A 17,977-nucleotide genomic window follows, 5' to 3' on the forward strand; every position below is an offset into this window, starting at 1 on the left:
TATATGAGAGATCTTAGAATCGTTTTTATGGGTACGCCCGATTTTGCAGTTGCAACCTTAAAAGCATTATTAGATGCTAACTATACTGTTGTTGGTGTTATTACTGCGCCAGACAGACCAGCAGGACGTGGACGCAAGTTAAATCAATCGGCAGTTAAGAAATTTGCATTAGAGCATAATTTGAATGTTTTGCAACCTACCAATTTGAAAAGAGAATCTTTTGTAGCCGAATTACGAGCGTTAAACGCGAATTTACAAATTGTGGTTGCCTTTCGTATGTTGCCGAAAGTTGTTTGGCAAATGCCCGAATATGGAACGTTTAATTTACACGCTTCGTTACTTCCAAACTACAGAGGCGCAGCGCCAATAAACTGGGCTATTATTAATGGTGAAACAAAAACTGGTGTTACAACGTTCTTTATTGATGAGAAAATTGATACTGGCGCAATGATTTTTCAAGAAGAATTACACATTGATCCAAACGAAAATGCGGGTTCATTACATGACAAGTTAATGGACATTGGAAGTGGTTTGGTTGTAAAAACGGTTCAACATATAGAAAAGGACGAAGTTACAACGACAATTCAACCACAAAATGACGAAATCAAAACGGCATACAAAATTCACAAAGAAACGTGCGAAATTGATTGGACAGCTTCTATAGACCATATATATAATAGGATTCGTGGTTTGAGTCCGTATCCAGCATCTTGGACAACATTACACAATGCAGAAGACACGTATGCTATTAAAATATATGAAGTAGAAAAAGTATTGGAATCACACTTGCACACCATAGGAAGTGTTATTTCTTCCAAAAAAGAAATCAAAGTTGCTGTTAAAGAGGGCTACATATCTTTAAAGGTAATTCAACTTCCTGGAAAACGTAAAATGGAAATTTTGGCATTGTTAAATGGTTTCAAATTTGAAAAAGAAGCAAAAGTCGTGTAATCCCTTATGCCTAGTGATATTAGAGAAAACCTATAAAAAAACACCACCTTTATTAACAATCGCCTTAAGTTATTAACAAAATAACGCTTTTCCCGCGCTATTACTTGCATGAGAAGGAAATCCGTATAAATTTGTACTGCTTTTAAAAAATAATGTTTAACCAACAATTAATAATTCAACAATTATGAACAAAACAGAATTAATTGACGCAATGGCTGCTGATGCAGGAATCTCTAAAGCGGCAGCAAAGAAGTCATTAGAATCATTTTTAGGAAATGTAGAAGGAGCTTTGAAAAAAGGTGGAAGAGTTTCATTAGTAGGATTTGGATCTTGGTCAGTTTCAGAAAGAGCTGCTAGAGACGGAAGAAATCCTCAAACTGGAGCTACTATTAAAATTGCTGCTAAGAAAGTAGTAAAGTTTAAAGCTGGATCTGATTTAGGAAATGCTGTAAACAACTAGTATTCTATTATACTAAATACATTATAAAAGCACTCAATTTGGGTGCTTTTTTTATGCTCTAAATTCAAGCAAACACTAGCAAATTTGATTATTCCATTTTTTTTTAATAGATTTAAGTAACCTAAAATTTCATAAATGATAGCCTTAAAACCCAATAAAGGACATCTTTTGGTTGCAGAGCCATCTATTATTGGAGACGTATCTTTCAATAGATCAGTGGTTTTACTTGCTGATCATACAGAAGAAGGATCGATTGGTTTTATTTTAAATAAACCACTCAACGTAAGCCTATCTGACCTGATTCCGCAGTTTTCCAACCTAAAAACTACATTTAAAGTCTATAATGGTGGTCCTGTAGAACAAGATAATTTATATTTCATTCATAAAATTCCACATTTGGTTCCGAATAGTATTGAAATATCACTTGGTATTTATTGGGGCGGTGATTTTTCGTCCATTGCAAAGCTTTTGGAAGAAGACCAATTGAATGAAGATGATATTAAATTCTTTTTAGGATATTCTGGCTGGCATGCCAATCAATTGAGTGATGAATTAAACTCAAATTCATGGATTATTGTGAAGAATGAACTCAAAAAAGAGATCATTTCTAAATCGTGTAAATCAATTTGGCGTAAAAAGATGATGGAATTTGGCGGTGAATATTTGATTTAGTCAAATGCTCCCGAAGATCCGAGTCATAATTGATAGTTTTATAAGTTTATGAGTCAAATAAAAAATTGCGCTTAAAATTTTGATTGTATCTAAGCTACTTTTTCTGCATACTTCATTATCCCAATCGAATTCGCATGTTTAGTTTTGCGAGTAAATCTCTAGCAACTTCCGTTGTAAATTGTTTTTTTCTGTATTTTGTAATTGGCACTATTCCTTGAATCACATTTGTAATGAAGAATTCATCTGCTTTTTGAATTTCAAAAGGTGAAATACTTTCCTCTTTCAATTCATAATTAGGTAATTTTTCAAGAATTTCAATGAGTTGCATTCTTAAAATTCCTTTCAGGCAACCATCGGTTATTGGAGGTGTTTTAATTGTATTTCCTTTTACCAAAAATACATTCCCATTTAAAGCCTCTACAACGCTTTTATCTTCATTGACTAGCAAGCAGTTGTCTAGGTCGTTTTCTTTCGCGTAAACGCTTCCTAAAACGTTTATAATTTTGTTATTTGTTTTAAGCGTAGAAAGCAAACCTTTGTTGATGTAAAAATCTTTGTATAAATCAACTTCATAGGTAGCTTCTGAAAGTAAGTAAAACGGAGAATTTAGTTCATTTGCAGAAATGATATATTCTACTTCATTTGAGGTTGGCAAGTACAATCCGCCATTTCCTCTAAAAATAGTACAGCGGACTCTGGCGTTCGTTAGTTCGTTGGCTTTGATTGTTTTAAGAATTTCTTCTTCTAAAAATTCCATGGTAAAATTCATAGGAATTTCCATTCGCAGGATTCGCATAGATTCCATGAGTCTGAAATAATGATCTTCCCAAAAAAGAATTTTATTTGCTACAATTCTTAGGGTTTCAAAAAGTGAATCTCCATACTTTAAGCCTCTATTTTCAACAGTTATTAGTGTTGTATTTTCGCTTAAATTTCCATTAAAATTTACCATAAAAAAAGCCTTGATTTTCTCAAGGCAAATATAGTTTTAAAAAATGATTTTTTTAGCGTGAACCTAAAACTTGTTTCAGGCTTCCAATTTGGTTTTCCCACAACATTTTACCTTCTTCTACTTCATCATCGTCATCTGCATGATCAATTACAATTAGAGATACATCTTTTGTAATTTCATCCACTACTATCTTCATTTCAAAATAATACGATGTGTCTTCATCTTCTTCCCACTGAAAGCGGATACGCTCATTATTTTTCTTTCCTAATAGCTTTGCCACTTCTTCTTCACCATCCCATATAAATATAAAAACTTCTCCTCTAGAGTTTACATTATCTGCATACCACTCGGACAATCCTGACGGTGTAGACAAATATTGGAATAAAAGCTGTGGAGATGATTGTATAGGGAACTCAATTTCGTATTTAACTTTATCTGACATGCTTTATTTATAATTATGTTGCTGACAATATATACATTAATTGTTTAGTTTAAAAGAAAACGATAAAAAAAATAAAAATTGAGTATTATTTGCTCAAAAAAAAATTGTTTATATATTTGCACCCGCAAACAAGGCGAGGTAGCTCAGTTGGTTAGAGCGTCGGATTCATAACCCGGAGGTCTCGGGTTCAATTCCCGATCTCGCTACAAACATAAACCCCTCTATTAGAGGGGTTTATTTGTTTTTGGAATGATACCTTAGAGAGTTTTTTTATTGATTTTAGGTTAGAGTACTGTTTTAGAGTACTGTTTTTTTCGTTTTTTTACTCAAAAATCTCCATTTCTTTGACCGCTTTACTCACTATTTTCTTGTTTATATAGTGCCTTTGAAGTACTTCATCGCTCGAATGTGATGATAAAGACTTAGCTTCTCCACCAAGTGTAGATGCCAGATGTGTTAAATATGTTTTTCTTAAGTTCTTAAATTGTAAATTTCTATCAGTGTTTAGTTGCTTATAATAGTGTGAAAATCCTTTTGACAAATTATTCATAATTGCATTAGTAGATGTTTTTGATCTATCTGGAGATAAAATGTATTCATGACTTCCCATATTCTCATTATAGCCTAATCTTAATAAAAGTTTTTTTAAACTTTGCGTTATAGGAATTATTTTGGGTGCAACATTATCATTAAATCCCTCTCCCTTTTGTCTTAGCACTTTTAAATTAGGAACTACTATATAGGATGGTTCATCATCAACCACTTTAATCATGTTCCATTTTAATTCTACTATTTCTTCACGACGCCCCCCTGTATGCAATGCAAGTTCAATACCATCTTTAAGATATGGTTTGTATCTATTTTTTCGTGATTTACCGACTTGGACGAAACCACTTTCAGGGGATATTATTTCCAACAACTCTTTAAATTCATTTTTAGTAATAGTATCTTTATTTACAATTGTGGATCGCTTTTTCACATCGTCAAATGGATTTGTTACATTCAATTTATACTCTTTAATTGCCCATTTAAAAAACCCTTTAACAGCGGTCATTTTATTGTTATAAGTCTTATTCTTATATCCCTTAAAATCGAGTAAATATTTATGAAAGTAACCAACATGAATATCAGTAACTTTTTCAATTAAGAAAAATTTAGGTTTTATTTTCTTTGACCTTAATGATTCATTAAACAATTTTAAACAAAACAAAATTTCGTCTATATATTTTTGAGACCTTTCTACTTTTTTATGTTCTGCAACATCTATATTCTCTAAATAATAAATGTACTGTTTTTGACTTTGTAATAAATAATATCTCGTTATATTGAATTCAAATTCATCAGAAGATTCGACATTACCTTTAAACTCATTTTCAAAGTCAACAGCTTTTACAACTGCTTCTTTATAGTTTTCTGCATCTAAAACTTTACTTATAGTACCACTCTTTGTTCCTGGCACATGAAGTCTTGATTTATACTTGTGAAATTGAAAATTTTTACAATTCGAAAATTTTCTGTTTGTTAGTTTACATAATGGTTCAATTTGAACATTTTTCCCATCTTTTTCGATCGTTTTGTTAGTCCACGAAAAGTTTTTTTTACAACCATCTACGGAACAGTATATATATAAACCTTTATGCTTCTTGTTAGGTAACTTCTTCTTTTTCGCCATGATTTTTATAAGTTTTCAAGTTTATCTGCTAGATTAGACCTTTTTTCTCTACGACTAACACTACTGTAACCTACATTGATTTTATCTTCAGCTAAATGTTGTAAATATCCTAACTTATCATTTTCTTGATAACATTGATAAAGAGTATCCCATTTGTGAGGATATTTTCTTTTAAGTTCATTTATTAATTGCTTGTCTAATTCAATTTCAACAAGAAATCTATGTACTACATTTTTATTTCCAATAGTGTGTATTTTAATATTTACTTCTTCACACCATTTTTTTGCTCCAGCTATTCCTTTAATAAGTAATATTGAACACAATTCTTTTAAATCAATTAATTTTTCATCTGCTTTTGATACTTTCATTTTAATTAAATTAATACACTTCCATTTCTGCGGTCGGCATATTAGTTTGGATTCATTTGGGAGTTGCTCTCCTTTTTAATTATAGTATTATGGACGCTCTTTAATTGTTCTTTTAATTTGTACAATTTTTCCACGTGCTTGTTTTATTTCAATGTTTTGATAATCGTGACCTTTTAAGATATTCAAAATCCTTTCGCCATTAGAAACAATTTCTGTACTTTCTATGGTGTCAATCTCCCCACCTTTTTTTGTAATTTTTACAGACTCAAAGTTTTCAGATCGTAAAATAAGTAGTACATGAAGCTCATCTTTACTCAATCCTTTAAATTGATCTAATGATGGTTCTCTGTAAAGTGATTCGATATTAAGTTTTATAAGTTGATTAAGATTTAGAATAACATGATTTGTTAATTCATTTTTTTGCATTTTATCAATAATTGCATATGCATTTAAAACTTCTGTCTTTGCATCTTCATCAATAACAATATAAATCGGATTAGTATTTAAAAATATTTCAATAACTGCTAGATTCAGCATTTCTATTTCTTGTGCTTGTTCATCATTAAATTCAACAATTTCTTCGATTACTAAAAGTTGTTTTTTAACACATAAAATTTTCTCAAAAGTGAACCCAAATTTTTTAAGTTCTTCAATAATTCCAATCCATAAAATATCAACTAAACTATATGTATTCCATCCCTTTTCATCAGAGACATGAAGTGGAATTAATGTTTCTTTTTTCCAAATATTTAATACTTGTCTCGAAACACCAGTAATGTATTTAATTGAATATACCTTTTCATTTAATTTTTTATTTAAGCTTACTAAATTTATTTTTTCTTTTTTTTTCACGATAAATTGATTGTTTTTCAAATATAAACAAAAAAGTCAAAACACATTGACGTTTTATAAAAAATGTCAATGTAGTTTGACTTTTAATATGTTAATTTATTGTATTACAAAGAGTTAAAAGTATTTTTTTAATTCATTTTTTTAATCAGTTTTTTTAACGTTAAATTTTCATTTTCTTTTGAAATAATTAATTCATTTTTAACATTGTTAAGACTTTCTTCTAAAAGATTAATTTTTTCATTTAATTGAAAAATTCTAGTTTCATAATCAACTTTAATACCACCTAAAATGTTGTAAAAAAATTGTGAAGCATCATTTGAAAGTAATTTTGAAAAAGTGTAAATCATTGTATCAAGCTTAAAAGCTTTGGCTACTTCTTGATATTCAAAACTAATAAAGTCTTCAATTTTATCTTTGTCAAATTTTAAATCTTCAAGTTTGAATTTTTTATTTCTAAACACAGATTCTTTCTTTTGTCTATGAGCTGGTAAAAACTTATTCAAGTCATATTTGAATTCAACATTCTCGTGATAGAAATAATTCATATCCACATTGTATTCTTTAGCAAAATTTATAAGGGCAATGTGTGTAATATGATTTAGCCCTTTGATAACTCTTGAAATAAGTCCCAAACTTTGCGGATAGATTAACTTATTTATTGCATGATAACTATCAGGTTTAATTCCTACGCTTTTGGAATCTTTGATTACTTGATTTATCGCTTTTATAAAAAGCTCATCAATTTCATTAATTTCATTTTTTTTTTGTTCTGTATTTTCCATGATTAATAGGTTTATTTTCAATTGTTTACTGAAAATATTAGGGTTTAGGTAAATTCACTACAATAGTAATTCAGATATTTTTTAGGTAAATTTTATCTGTTTTTATGTATATTTGAGTGTATTTAAGACCAAATATATTAAATTTTAATTAATAATTACTTAAATTCTTAATTAAAATTTGGTCTTTTTTATATCAAATTTTGTTAAAATTTACATCAAAGTTTATTGAATATTTTACAAAATTTTGTTAAAAAATTTAAAGAAAACAATTAAAGTATTGCATGTATGTATGAATCAGATGACTATAAGTCGTTAAAAAAACGGATGTCAGAACTATTCGACAATCCAACAACAGAAGTTGCTAACCACTCAGGACGTTCGCAACCTACTGTAAGTAAATTTTTCAAAGAAGTAGTTATAAGACAAAAATCTTGGTTGTCTTGTTACGAATCTTGTTTGGTACTTGTAGAAAAACAAGAAGCCAAGCTGAAGAAACTCTACGAAAAATCAAATAAGTTGATTAATAAAAATGAGTCAACTATTACTAAAGAACAATAGCCTATGAAAAAGTCAATTGTTCAAAAAGATATTGAAGTTGCAAAGACTCATATCGAAAGCATTAAACATGATATCGAGATGTTAAAAAAACACTCTAGTCCAAACCTACGTCGCAGACAGCAAAAATTGATGCGTCGAAATTGTTCCATAGATGAACATCATTCATTTTTCAACGGTTTTTAAGGTACTAGATCAATTTGTAAAAACTCATAATTCAAATAGCGATACACTTTCCAATCATTTGCGACAACCCATTGTAGCAACTGCAAAAGAAATTATCAAAATTTATTCCCTATCACTTCAAAAGGCTCATAAAATCCAACCTTTAGCCTTAGATGATATTCCACCTATGGAAACTAATAGCGCACAGCTAGCAAAAATGGCTAATGTGAGTGAAAGAACCATCAGGAGACACATACAGCGTCTACTAGATACAAATGTGCTTACTGAAAAAGTTTACAAAGGAAGAAAAGCTAATTATCAGCTTCGATTTAACTCAAATATTCTGTTAATAAATGGTTTAAAAGCTGTTAAGAAGCAAGAATATGATGAACATAAGCAAAAAAAGGAAATTACTGACAATCAGTTTTTTAAAACTTCTTTACGGACAACTTGTCCGCAATCAGAATCTAGTAACAATAGTTACATAAATAATGTAATAATAGCAGTTGATAACAAGTTAAAAAGGAGTTCGCTCCCGCTCACGTCACATTATTTTTCTGGAAACAAAACTGGTAACAAATTTTCAAGATACGTAGAGAAGGAAGGCGCAAAACAAATTAATGAGCCACTCTCGCAGGGCACACCAGGCGCGAAAAAAAATGAACCAAAAGATGTTGAGTTTAGTAAAAAACACCCCTCAAACTCGTACGTTTTACAAAATAATTTTGTAGAGAAGGAAGGACAAAGCAAAGAAGTCAGAAAACAAGCAAAAGACACAGCTTCAATGCTTGAGACTTCTTGCTTTTCCTCCCTTAATCTCTATGTTGATTCATTATGGAATCTTTCAAAAGAAACAATTTACAAAAACACTTTTCTTACTGAATATCAAGAGTTAAGAGCAAAAGAGTTGTTACGGGATTGGTACAAACCCGTTGCTGAACCGAATTTGGCAAAAGTTCACAACATTTATGTTCAGCGTATAGAATTGGTGCGTAAATATTTGGTAAAAGATACCGAAAATAGATACGTTCAACTGCCTGACAGATACTTTGATGTGACTAATAAACATGGATTTACAGGCACTAAAGCTTGGTATGAAACTCATATTAGGGCAAAGCAAAAAACAAGATTGAAACTAATTTTACACGCTCAAATTCGTCGTTTTATAAACAACGAAAACAAGGATACTTCCAAGCAAATACCACGATTACAATTATTTAGAGATTGTGAAAAGCGTGTTGGAAACCTTAACACACCTGAATTGACAAATCAATTCTATGCTTCTATTTTAAATAAAACATCGTTCAATTATTCACAATATAATACTTGATAAAATGAAAAAAAAATCAAATAATTCATTGGCTACATTTAGTCAAAAAGTAAAAGACGCAGTTACTGACTTATCCGTAGATGTTTTTGGCTATCAAAAAATAGTAACCAAAAATATCATTACAAATATTGAATTTATTTCAAATAAGACTAAGATTCCTAAAGCGCGTCTTTTTTTAAAAATCTATCAAAAAGATCATTCAATTAAAGCCTTTTTATTCGATCAATCTAAAGCTATCCAAGCAATTCCTACAAAAGAACTTGCCAATTTTTTTATTGATAGAGAAACAGCAGAACTATCAAGGATTCAAAACAAGATTGCCTTCAGTATTAAAAAATATCTTAATGATTTTTCCGTAAAAAATAATTTGGATATTGAAAAACTTGCGATATGGATTTATGTTAAAAATGAAGAAGTAATAATTCACGCTTTTCATAACGATCAATTTATAAGTAAGATTTCTATGGGATCATTAATTAAATTTTTTAGGTTATGAGCGCAACAAAAGGTTGGAAACTGAAAGAAGATTCAGAAACCAAAATGATTGTTTGGTTTGCTGATGGAAATATAAGAACCATGTATTCTATTGATTGGAATTATAAATTTTCAAAGACTAAAAAACGTGAGATCGGACTCGCTCGCTTCTTCAAAAAAGTCGAAGATTATGGAGAAAAAGCTGCAACAATTGAAATTTATGATAATCGTACGGGAATAAGAATTGCAAAATATTGTAGTGGTATTGAAATGGAAATTAATTAAAAGAAAACATGAAAAAAGTAATTCATTTAAAAGAAAAATTGGCATCAAATTCAAGGTTCAATACCAAATATGATTTGAGCGAAGATGACAAGATACATTTACTATATGTATCTCCGAAATTAAATGCTATGGGATATTATCGAATGATCGCCCAAGCGCTTGAATTAGACAAAACAAAAACACATAAGAGTATTATAACAAATATAGATAGTAATGATTTTAATAATTCATTAAATGACCTGACAACGGTATTGGACGAACGTTTGCTAGTCTGGGCAGATTACATCATATTTCCACCTATTTTTAGTGATATCACGTATCTTTTAAAAGCAATCGAATCTTTTAATCCAATGATTCAAATTACATTCAATGTAGATCAAAATTATTTTGCACTTAATGAAATGAGTTATGGAAAAAGAAAAATTTCAAAAACCGAATTGTTAAATCTGGAGAACAACTTAGCGTGTGCGGATCTGTTATTGGTTGCTAATTTGAAATTTAAAAACTTCTTGCACCGATATATAAATATGCGCCATCCAAATGCTGATGTGGTCACACAATTTATTCCGAATTTGATTTCTAAAATTGGATATGAAAATATGCCGAAAATCATCAAAAATGATACAGAACTATTTCGTATTGGAATTATAAAACCAACATTAAAAGATTTGAATTTCATAAAAGAGTTATTCAAAAAAATAAGTCAAAAATTAAAAGAAAAAATTCAATTAGTCTGCTTAGGTAGTTCTACTACGTATGAGATCATAGAGAAGCTTGACTTACATAATGATATAGAATTTCATAAAACCGTTAATTTTAAAACCTTCTTTTTTAAGCTAAATCAACTCAAGCTTGATTCAGCTTTACTACTTGCAAAAGATTCTACATACAACAAACACCATAGCAGTTATTTATACTTGGAACTTTCAGCTTTTGGTATTCCGACAATTACATCAATTTATCATTCTGCTAGTAAAAATATAACAGATGGTGTGGATGGACTCTTAGCGTCAATAGAACCCGAATGGATAAAAGCACTTGATTTACTTATAAATGTAGATGGAATTAAAGAGGAAATAAGTAATAAAGCTATTAAGAATGTTTGGAAGAACTATAGTTTTTCAAAAAAACAAATTCAAAATATTACTGAAGAAATATTCTTTTAAGAAAAAAGAAAAGCCTTGTTAGGGCAAGGCTTCTCAATTCAGCGAAATTTAGTTTTACGATAATCTAGTGGTAATTGATAAAAAAAGAACTAAAAACTGAACATCTTAACAGTAGAAACCCTAATTGGAGCATTAAGGATTCCATCTGTTAAAAAGGGATTTAAAAAAGCTAGGGAATTTTGTTTATTAAGGTAATAGTATGCAATAATAAGCATTAGTAAAACTAGGACTAATGATAGTATAAATCCTGTAAAAAATCCTGCTATAAAACTTTTCCTTTTATCGGTCATAATGTTTGTTTTAAAAGGATTGGCGAAAATCGCTTTTCGATATGTCTATCATTTTGTCAAAAAAACAGGTTTATGAAATCTATTTATATTTATGACTTTTCGCCAACCCAGTAAAATCTACTATCAATAGATAAATGAAAAGCGGTAGAATTATTTTATTGTCTATAACCAAAACCATATACTAAAAAGGATATGAATTTTTCTTTCTCCGCTTTTCTTTAATCAACCTTATAAAAACTTCAAATAGGTATATTTTTATTAAATTAGCTGTCAGTTTAAATGACAAAGTGGCTGTTTTTGATTCCCGAATTAAACTTTCGTTTAAAAATCAAAAACGTCATACATATGATTTGCCACTTTGCCAAACTTAATTAAAACAGTCAAATCTGGTTGAGTTTAAGCCACTCAGATTGACCAAATCAAAGCTTTAGTTCCCGTGGATTATTCGCTAGAATGCGGGAGTTTTAAAGCTTTTATCATGAAAAATTATTCTTCACTAATATCTTTGAGTAATCCCTTTACTAATTGTGTAGTAATTACTGTATGAATACCTTCAATTTGTTTTTTTGCTATACCAAACGTATTTTCTTCACCAATTACTTCTTCTTTAATTTTTTCTAGTTCAATACTATTAAAACTGATTATATTGTGAATCTTATTCATTATGATATGCACTTTGCAAATCAAAATCGATAATACAATCGTCGCTATTATTAAAATCGAGATAAATATTAAAACAATCATTTCATTCATTTTTTTTAAATTAAAATTTATTAATAATATTGACTATCTTAACTTTGTAAATCTATTTGGGGTAACAGATTATCATTATCAAATTTCTATGTAAAAGTTTTGGTTTTTATTTTAATATATTTGATACATAATGACAATGCAATATACTTAAAAGTATTATAAAATACAATCAAAGTTTTATAATTTATAAATAAAATAAATGCTCGAACGTATTCTTAAAGTATTAGAGGAGAAAAAAATCACTGGTTATCAAATCAGAGAAAAATCAAATGGACTGATTTCTCAAGCTTCTGCTGATAAAATTAAAACTAGAAAAACTTTGAAACCTAGAAAAAGTACATTAGAAGTTTTGGTTAAAATTCTCTGTACACATTACAACGTTTCTAAAGATTGGCTTCTTCAAGGAGAGGGAGAACCATATCTTGAAAACGATGATAACTTTTACCTTGAAAAGCATGGTGTAAGGTTTGAAGCTATTGAAATTATAGATTATTTTGTAGAAAATAAAGACGAGTTTTTTAAGAGGTCAGAATATCTTAAATTATTTGTGAAAGACCTAGTTGAAAAAGGAGTTACTGAAAGACTAAATGAATTAAAAGAATACTTGCAAATTTTTAATTCTAATCAGAAAAATTAATTAAAAGAAGTAAATCATCTACCGTGAAATTTTCAGTTACGAAATTAAGGTTGCTCTCTTTTTGATTTTCAACTAATTTTTCAAGCTTTTCTCTCCTTTTTACAATTTCCTCTAACTTTTTAAGTAAATCATCGTCTTTAAGAAATCCATCATCGTGAAGACGTTTGAGTTTTTTTAATTCTTCTTCAATCTCTTTCATGCTTAATCTCTTTTAGAACATCCCACATTTCTGGTTCTTTTTCTTTTTTAGTATTGCTTAATACAAAGCCTACTAAATCACGAATATTTAGCATGTACGCTTTAATCTGTTTATACCTTTTATCAATTATAATATATACGCTAATGGCAATTGCTAATGATGTGGCAAGGGAGAATAATAAATACGTTGTTTTTTCAAAGTCCTGATGATTATATAATGCCCAGTATATAAAATACAGTGCAATAGTAAGTAAAGTAAGATGTAAAAATAGTTTACCTTTTCTCGCTCTATTGGGTTCTATATATGAATTAATAAAGTTAAAAAGTGCATACAGAAATAAACCTAATGCCCAACCAATTTCTCCAATAAACTGCTGAAAATCTTCAAAACCTAGAAACCTTATTTCTTTACTTACTTTTTCTAATTTTTTTGAAGCTATATCAGTAATAATTTTTTGTTCATAATAAGCTTTATATTCAGGTGAATCTTTAAACTTGTTTTTTAATGCATTTAATAAATCAGTTCTTTTTGCTTTTTCAGAGATATGTTGATTAACTGCTTCTAAATAAGGTTTTGGTACATCAGCTATAGATTCGTGAATGAAGAAAGCGGTAGTACAGACTACCGCTAATAGTACATAAATATATTTTACAAAAAAATTACTCTTCTTCGTTACTGCTTTGAGGATTTGTTCCTCCGTTGGAGTTGACACTGTCTTTTTTGTCAGTTGCTTCAAATTGAATTTCAGTTTCTTCATCTGCTAGGCTAGTTGGTTCACAGTTTGTACATAAAACCATTCCTATTATTGTTAACATAATTAATATTCCTTTTTTCATACTATTTATAGATTAAAGATTATACATTAATCTCAAATGTATATGAAAAATAAATTAGTAAGAAATATACCTATTACTTAATAAGAAATGTTTTTGCTAAAGTAAAAAAAGTAAGATTTAATCAAAAAATATTTACTCATATTTTTCTATAAGTATGCTAAAACCACACCTAAAGTAAGGTATAAAAGTAATTAAATTTAAAAAGTTTTATATTTTTGTAAAACTTTTGTAGTAAATTTGTTTTTTTACTCTTAAACTAAAAAAAGGTAAGTTTTCAAAAAGGGGAAGCTTACTAATGATTTTCAATTCTCAAAAAAAGCTAGTGATAGACCTAATTTACTACATGTCGATTTAACTAACCTATATTTTAAGCTCTCTAGGAGATTTTACTTTTTATCAATATATAAATGAACGTTGTAAGCCAACAATTAAATTTCACTTTAACTATTGGTTCTCAATATTTTAAAATCATGTTTTAATCCACGACCTATTTTACTACATTAACGATAGCATGGTAAAACCGTGATTGCTTTTACTTCTTTTTTTTCTTACTCGTAACGCCACTAGAAAATTCTAGCGGTAGCCATTCTAGCGACATCTGGGGTTCTCAATGTCAAATTCATGCGTTCAATTTTGTTGGCATAATATTGAAAGTATTTATGAATTTCTTTTGGAATCAAACTCGGATAAATATTTAAACGATCTGTATAAATGCGTTTAGGCTGTAATAGTAATATTTTGTTGATTAATGGACGAATATTGTCTTTCGTTTTTCTACCGACAAAAAAATCAATCACAGACTTTGTTTGTTGTTCAATCGCATACGTAATCCAAGTGAAATCTTCTTTTCGTTTTATAAATGTCCACATTTCATCAACTTCAAATTTACATCCAAGTTTATTGAAATAAGGAATTTTAATTTCATTAGCTATTTTTAGCATTCGCGAAAGAACAGTCTTTTTTGAAATTTTCAATACTCTTGAAATACTTCTTATTCCGCAACCTTCTTTCAGTAAAGAAATTATAAAACTATTTGCGTGTTTATTATAAGATTCATAAGTGTATTTTAAATGAAATTTCTTATTACAAAACGTACATTTATAACGTTGCTTACCACTTTGAAAACCATTTTTAACTGATCGACTTCTACATTTTGGACATTGTGTTTTTTTCATACCTTAATGTAACCCACGTAGGATTAACAATCCCTTATTTTATAGGATTTAAGAAACGTTCGTGTTTTCTAACATATCAAAGAACGAAGAAAAACAGTAATCAACATTTAAGTTAACTACTGTTTTTCAGTTATTTATAATTTAAATTAAAGTCATGTCCTAATTTACACCATTACCACTTCATTCATTTACATAAACTTCCTCATTTACAAATAAATAACGTTTTATAAAATTTTTCTCCCCATCCATCAAGGTGTCTCTTTGTTCAACGAGGATTCCTCTAATATGATTTATTCCTTTATCTGCAAAACCAGTTCTAAATGCAATTGTACGTTTTGACCAGTATTCATCATAAGTTTCATTTCCTTTAATTTCATCATCTTTTAAGCTCTTTATAGTGTCGTATTCAACTTCATTGTAATTTGAGAAGTCTGATTTTAAAACAGAATAATGCTCTTTAGGTGTTAAGAAAAATAAGCTTGAGAAATCTTCTTCATATGATTTTCTTAACATTATCTGTACTTGAAAATTTTTATTCTGTTTTATTGAATCATAGAATTTTATTCTGTAATGATTTCCATATGTATACAAGGTGTCTTTCCCTTCAATAGCCCAATATTGATTTAAAAAGTTTTTATGATCAATCTTAAGATATTGATAAACACTTTTAATTTTATCATCAGGAAATTCAAAAGCGATTCTATTTCCTAGGATAAATCCGTTTTTAGTAATGTAAGATGAATCTTTAAGTTTTCCATCTACATAGAATGCTCTCAATCTAAAACTATCTTTTCTTTTTGAGGGATAATATATTGATTTTGTTGGTAATCCTAGTTTATTTTCTCCCAGAAAAATACTATCACTTTGTTTAATCGAGTCATTCTTGTCAATCGCTTTTTTATCATGCTTACATGATAAAAAAACAATCAAAGCACAGATTATTAAATATTTTTTCATGAATTAGTTTGCTTTATTTTTTACTTTAATATCTCTTAATCTAGTAGAGTCAATTTTATAATCTTTAGTCATAGGAGTCCAGTTTCCCCTTAATCCTCCAAAACTAGGTGATACTGTATCTATTAAAATAGATTGATCTCCTAATTGATTAGAAGTATAGGTTGTAACTATTGTTCTTGTAGCAGAATCATTTGCAATTCTATTTATAGCATCTATAGTTTTCATGATTTTTTTACCTCGCTTCATTTCTTTTTTAAATTCTTTGGCACCTTTTTTTAAATCTGTTGCAAGGTTCTTTTTAGCTTTATTATATTCTCTTCTAATATTATTACTTCGTTTTTTTGCTTTTTTTACTTTCGCATAACCTGCAGCTTGATTTATGAATTCAGCATTAACTTCTTCAACATCATCTTTACTTACTGTGGCTAAGTGAGTTTCTCCAGAAGCTTCACCTGAATCATCGACAAATTTATACCCGCCATCATCTGTTACTTCTTTCTCAGGATCAGGTACATCTCCAACCCCAGGAATCCAGCTGGTAACATATTCAAATCCTTCTTTAAACATTTTTCCCAAATCATCCATGTCATTATTAAATTTCGTCCATTGATCATGGCGATTTTACTTTTTATCAATATATAAATGAACGTTGAAAACCAACAATTAAATTTCACTTTAACTATTGGTTCTCAATATTTTAAAATCATGTTTTAATCCACGACCTATTTTACTACATTAACGATAGCATGGTAAAACCGTGATTGCTTTTTCTTCTTTTTTTTTCTTACTCGTAACGCCACTAGAAAATTCTAGCGGTAGCCATTCTAGCGACATCTGGGGTTCTCAATGTCAAATTCATGCGTTCAATTTTGTTGGCACAATATTGAAAGCATTTATGAATTTCTTTTGGAATCAAACTCGGATAAATATTTAAACGATCTGTATAAATGCGTTTAGGCTGTAATAGTAATATTTTGTTGATTAATGGACGAATATTGTCTTTCGTTTTTCTACCGACAAAAAAATCAATCACAGACTTTGTTTGTTGTTCAATCGCATACGTAATCCAAGTGAAATCTTCTTTTCGTTTTATAAATGTCCACATTTCATCAACTTCAAATTTACATCCAAGTTTATTGAAATAAGGAATTTTAATTTCATTAGCTATTTTTAGCATTCGCGAAAGAACAGTCTTTTTTGAAATTTTCAATACTCTTGAAATACTTCTTATTCCACAACCTTCTTTCAGTAAAGAAATTATAAAACTATTTGCGTGTTTATTATAAGATTCATAAGTGTATTTTAAATGAAATTTCTTATTACAAAACGTACATTTATAACGTTGCTTACCACTTTGAAAACCATTTTTAACTGATCGACTTCTACATTTTGGACATTGTATTTTTTCCATACCCTAATGTAACCCACGTAGGATTAACAATCCCTTATTTTATAGGATTTAAGAAACGTTCGTGTTTTCTAACATATCAAAGAACGAAGAAAAACAGTAATCAACATTTAAGTTAACTACTGTTTTTCAGTTATTTATAATTTAAATTAAAGTCATGTCCTAATTTACACCATTACCGATGTTTCCATTGAACATATTATTATTGCTCAAAAGGATGTCATATTTTCCAATTCCATGATTGAAGCGGTAAATAAGGCTATCAAGCATCAGTTTCTTTATCAGCATGAAATTGCTAATTCAAATCAGCTTCATGAAATCCTCGATCAATCTGTTTCAATATATAACGATATACGACCACAAATGAGCCTTGGCGGAAATACTCCCGAAGAAACATTTCATGGAATTACTATTGATTTTTCAAAGTATTCTCAAGATTTCAATGAACATAAAGCCTACAGAAGACAGCAAAACAAGAAAAATACTTGTAAAATGTGTCTGTAAAATCGAAACCTCTAATAAAAGTAAAAAGTAACATTGAAAAAACAACATTACTTTTTACTTCAATCTTTAATTTCTAGCTAGAACTTGTAACT

At 29.1% G+C, this 17,977-nt stretch carries 24 protein-coding genes and 1 tRNA gene; 11 read left to right on the top strand and 14 right to left on the bottom strand.

The window, feature by feature from the left end:
- Window positions 1–3 precede the first annotated feature (3 nt).
- The 3 genes from fmt (at window position 4) to ACQ654_RS04815 (ending at window position 2,083) form a co-directional block, all read left to right on the top strand.
- Complete coding sequence (gene fmt, locus ACQ654_RS04805) at window positions 4–951, top strand: methionyl-tRNA formyltransferase (protein ID WP_430409187.1); 948 nt, start codon at window positions 4–6, stop codon at window positions 949–951.
- 184 nt (window positions 952–1,135) lie between these two features.
- The gene (locus tag ACQ654_RS04810; RefSeq protein ID WP_187561029.1) at window positions 1,136–1,411 is read left to right on the top strand and encodes an HU family DNA-binding protein; all 276 of its coding nucleotides are present in this window, start codon (window positions 1,136–1,138) and stop codon (window positions 1,409–1,411) included.
- A 135-nt stretch (window positions 1,412–1,546) separates the two neighbouring features.
- Window positions 1,547–2,083: a YqgE/AlgH family protein gene (locus tag ACQ654_RS04815; protein WP_430409188.1), complete on the top strand. Its 537-nt coding sequence runs from the start codon at window positions 1,547–1,549 to the stop codon at window positions 2,081–2,083.
- A 115-nt stretch (window positions 2,084–2,198) separates the two neighbouring features.
- Here ACQ654_RS04815 and ACQ654_RS04820 read toward each other — a convergent pair whose 3' ends face one another.
- Window positions 2,199–3,035 carry an aminotransferase class IV gene (locus ACQ654_RS04820; RefSeq protein WP_430409189.1) on the bottom strand — a complete coding sequence of 279 codons (837 nt, stop codon included), beginning with the start codon at window positions 3,033–3,035 and terminating at the stop codon, window positions 2,199–2,201.
- 52 nt (window positions 3,036–3,087) lie between these two features.
- A complete protein-coding gene (locus ACQ654_RS04825) occupies window positions 3,088–3,477 on the bottom strand; it encodes an START-like domain-containing protein (protein WP_430409190.1) in 390 nt (129 codons plus the stop codon).
- Window positions 3,478–3,609: 132 nt separating this feature from the next.
- Between ACQ654_RS04825 and ACQ654_RS04830 the strand changes: the two genes are divergently transcribed.
- Window positions 3,610–3,683: transfer RNA gene (locus ACQ654_RS04830), tRNA-Met, on the top strand.
- Between the two features lie 116 nt (window positions 3,684–3,799).
- On the opposite strand, the gene ACQ654_RS04835 is transcribed toward ACQ654_RS04830, so the two are convergent.
- From ACQ654_RS04835 to ACQ654_RS04850, 4 genes are all read right to left on the bottom strand, one after another.
- Window positions 3,800–5,149 (bottom strand): tyrosine-type recombinase/integrase, encoded by a 1,350-nt coding sequence (locus ACQ654_RS04835; RefSeq protein WP_430409191.1) that lies wholly within the window; start codon window positions 5,147–5,149, stop codon window positions 3,800–3,802.
- A gap of 5 nt (window positions 5,150–5,154) precedes the next feature.
- On the bottom strand, window positions 5,155–5,517 hold the full coding sequence (locus ACQ654_RS04840) for a hypothetical protein (RefSeq protein ID WP_430409192.1): 363 nt from the start codon (window positions 5,515–5,517) through the stop codon (window positions 5,155–5,157).
- A gap of 87 nt (window positions 5,518–5,604) precedes the next feature.
- Window positions 5,605–6,369: a MerR family transcriptional regulator gene (locus ACQ654_RS04845; RefSeq protein ID WP_430409194.1), complete on the bottom strand. Its 765-nt coding sequence runs from the start codon at window positions 6,367–6,369 to the stop codon at window positions 5,605–5,607.
- A gap of 128 nt (window positions 6,370–6,497) precedes the next feature.
- A complete protein-coding gene (locus ACQ654_RS04850) occupies window positions 6,498–7,151 on the bottom strand; it encodes a hypothetical protein (RefSeq protein ID WP_430409195.1) in 654 nt (217 codons plus the stop codon).
- Window positions 7,152–7,475: 324 nt separating this feature from the next.
- Here ACQ654_RS04850 and ACQ654_RS04855 point away from each other — a divergent pair, with 324 nt between their 5' ends.
- From ACQ654_RS04855 to ACQ654_RS04875, 5 genes are all read left to right on the top strand, one after another.
- A complete protein-coding gene (locus tag ACQ654_RS04855; protein ID WP_430409196.1) occupies window positions 7,476–7,709 on the top strand; it encodes a hypothetical protein in 234 nt (77 codons plus the stop codon).
- A 151-nt stretch (window positions 7,710–7,860) separates the two neighbouring features.
- Window positions 7,861–9,201, top strand: a complete 1,341-nt coding sequence (locus ACQ654_RS04860) for a hypothetical protein (RefSeq protein ID WP_430409197.1) — start codon at window positions 7,861–7,863, stop codon at window positions 9,199–9,201.
- 4 nt (window positions 9,202–9,205) lie between these two features.
- Window positions 9,206–9,697: a hypothetical protein gene (locus ACQ654_RS04865; protein WP_430409198.1), complete on the top strand. Its 492-nt coding sequence runs from the start codon at window positions 9,206–9,208 to the stop codon at window positions 9,695–9,697.
- The gene (locus ACQ654_RS04870; RefSeq protein WP_430409199.1) at window positions 9,694–9,960 is read left to right on the top strand and encodes a hypothetical protein; all 267 of its coding nucleotides are present in this window, start codon (window positions 9,694–9,696) and stop codon (window positions 9,958–9,960) included. Before ACQ654_RS04865 ends, ACQ654_RS04870 begins: the two co-directional genes overlap by 4 nt.
- A gap of 8 nt (window positions 9,961–9,968) precedes the next feature.
- The gene (locus tag ACQ654_RS04875; protein WP_430409200.1) at window positions 9,969–11,126 is read left to right on the top strand and encodes a glycosyltransferase; all 1,158 of its coding nucleotides are present in this window, start codon (window positions 9,969–9,971) and stop codon (window positions 11,124–11,126) included.
- 776 nt (window positions 11,127–11,902) lie between these two features.
- Here the strand turns inward: ACQ654_RS04875 and ACQ654_RS04880 are convergent.
- The gene (locus ACQ654_RS04880; RefSeq protein ID WP_430409201.1) at window positions 11,903–12,079 is read right to left on the bottom strand and encodes a hypothetical protein; all 177 of its coding nucleotides are present in this window, start codon (window positions 12,077–12,079) and stop codon (window positions 11,903–11,905) included.
- A 289-nt stretch (window positions 12,080–12,368) separates the two neighbouring features.
- On the opposite strand from ACQ654_RS04880, the gene ACQ654_RS04885 reads away from it, so the two are divergent.
- Window positions 12,369–12,806 (top strand): hypothetical protein, encoded by a 438-nt coding sequence (locus tag ACQ654_RS04885; RefSeq protein WP_430409202.1) that lies wholly within the window; start codon window positions 12,369–12,371, stop codon window positions 12,804–12,806.
- Here ACQ654_RS04885 and ACQ654_RS04890 read toward each other — a convergent pair.
- The 7 genes from ACQ654_RS04890 to ACQ654_RS04920 all read right to left on the bottom strand — a co-directional run bounded on the left by ACQ654_RS04890 (window position 12,790) and on the right by ACQ654_RS04920 (window position 17,375).
- On the bottom strand, window positions 12,790–13,005 hold the full coding sequence (locus tag ACQ654_RS04890; protein WP_430409203.1) for a hypothetical protein: 216 nt from the start codon (window positions 13,003–13,005) through the stop codon (window positions 12,790–12,792). The genes ACQ654_RS04885 and ACQ654_RS04890 overlap by 17 nt on opposite strands.
- A complete protein-coding gene (locus ACQ654_RS04895) occupies window positions 12,992–13,741 on the bottom strand; it encodes a hypothetical protein (RefSeq protein ID WP_430409204.1) in 750 nt (249 codons plus the stop codon). Before ACQ654_RS04895 ends, ACQ654_RS04890 begins: the two co-directional genes overlap by 14 nt.
- A complete protein-coding gene (locus tag ACQ654_RS04900) occupies window positions 13,665–13,841 on the bottom strand; it encodes a hypothetical protein (protein ID WP_430409205.1) in 177 nt (58 codons plus the stop codon). Before ACQ654_RS04900 ends, ACQ654_RS04895 begins: the two co-directional genes overlap by 77 nt.
- Window positions 13,842–14,404: 563 nt before the next feature.
- Window positions 14,405–15,016, bottom strand: a complete 612-nt coding sequence (locus ACQ654_RS04905) for an IS1 family transposase (protein WP_430409206.1) — start codon at window positions 15,014–15,016, stop codon at window positions 14,405–14,407.
- 180 nt (window positions 15,017–15,196) lie between these two features.
- On the bottom strand, window positions 15,197–15,973 hold the full coding sequence (locus ACQ654_RS04910) for a hypothetical protein (protein WP_430409207.1): 777 nt from the start codon (window positions 15,971–15,973) through the stop codon (window positions 15,197–15,199).
- 3 nt (window positions 15,974–15,976) lie between these two features.
- Entirely contained in the window at window positions 15,977–16,558 is a 582-nt protein-coding gene (locus tag ACQ654_RS04915) for a hypothetical protein (protein WP_430409208.1), read from the bottom strand.
- Between the two features lie 214 nt (window positions 16,559–16,772).
- Window positions 16,773–17,375 (bottom strand): IS1 family transposase, encoded by a 603-nt coding sequence (locus tag ACQ654_RS04920; RefSeq protein ID WP_430412999.1) that lies wholly within the window; start codon window positions 17,373–17,375, stop codon window positions 16,773–16,775.
- Window positions 17,376–17,618: 243 nt separating this feature from the next.
- Here ACQ654_RS04920 and ACQ654_RS04925 point away from each other — a divergent pair, with 243 nt between their 5' ends.
- Entirely contained in the window at window positions 17,619–17,885 is a 267-nt protein-coding gene (locus ACQ654_RS04925) for an integrase core domain-containing protein (RefSeq protein ID WP_430409209.1), read from the top strand.
- Window positions 17,886–17,977: the final 92 nt, after the last annotated feature.

This window comes from Kordia sp. (assembly GCF_965283645.1).
Lineage (GTDB): Bacteria > Bacteroidota > Bacteroidia > Flavobacteriales > Flavobacteriaceae > Kordia.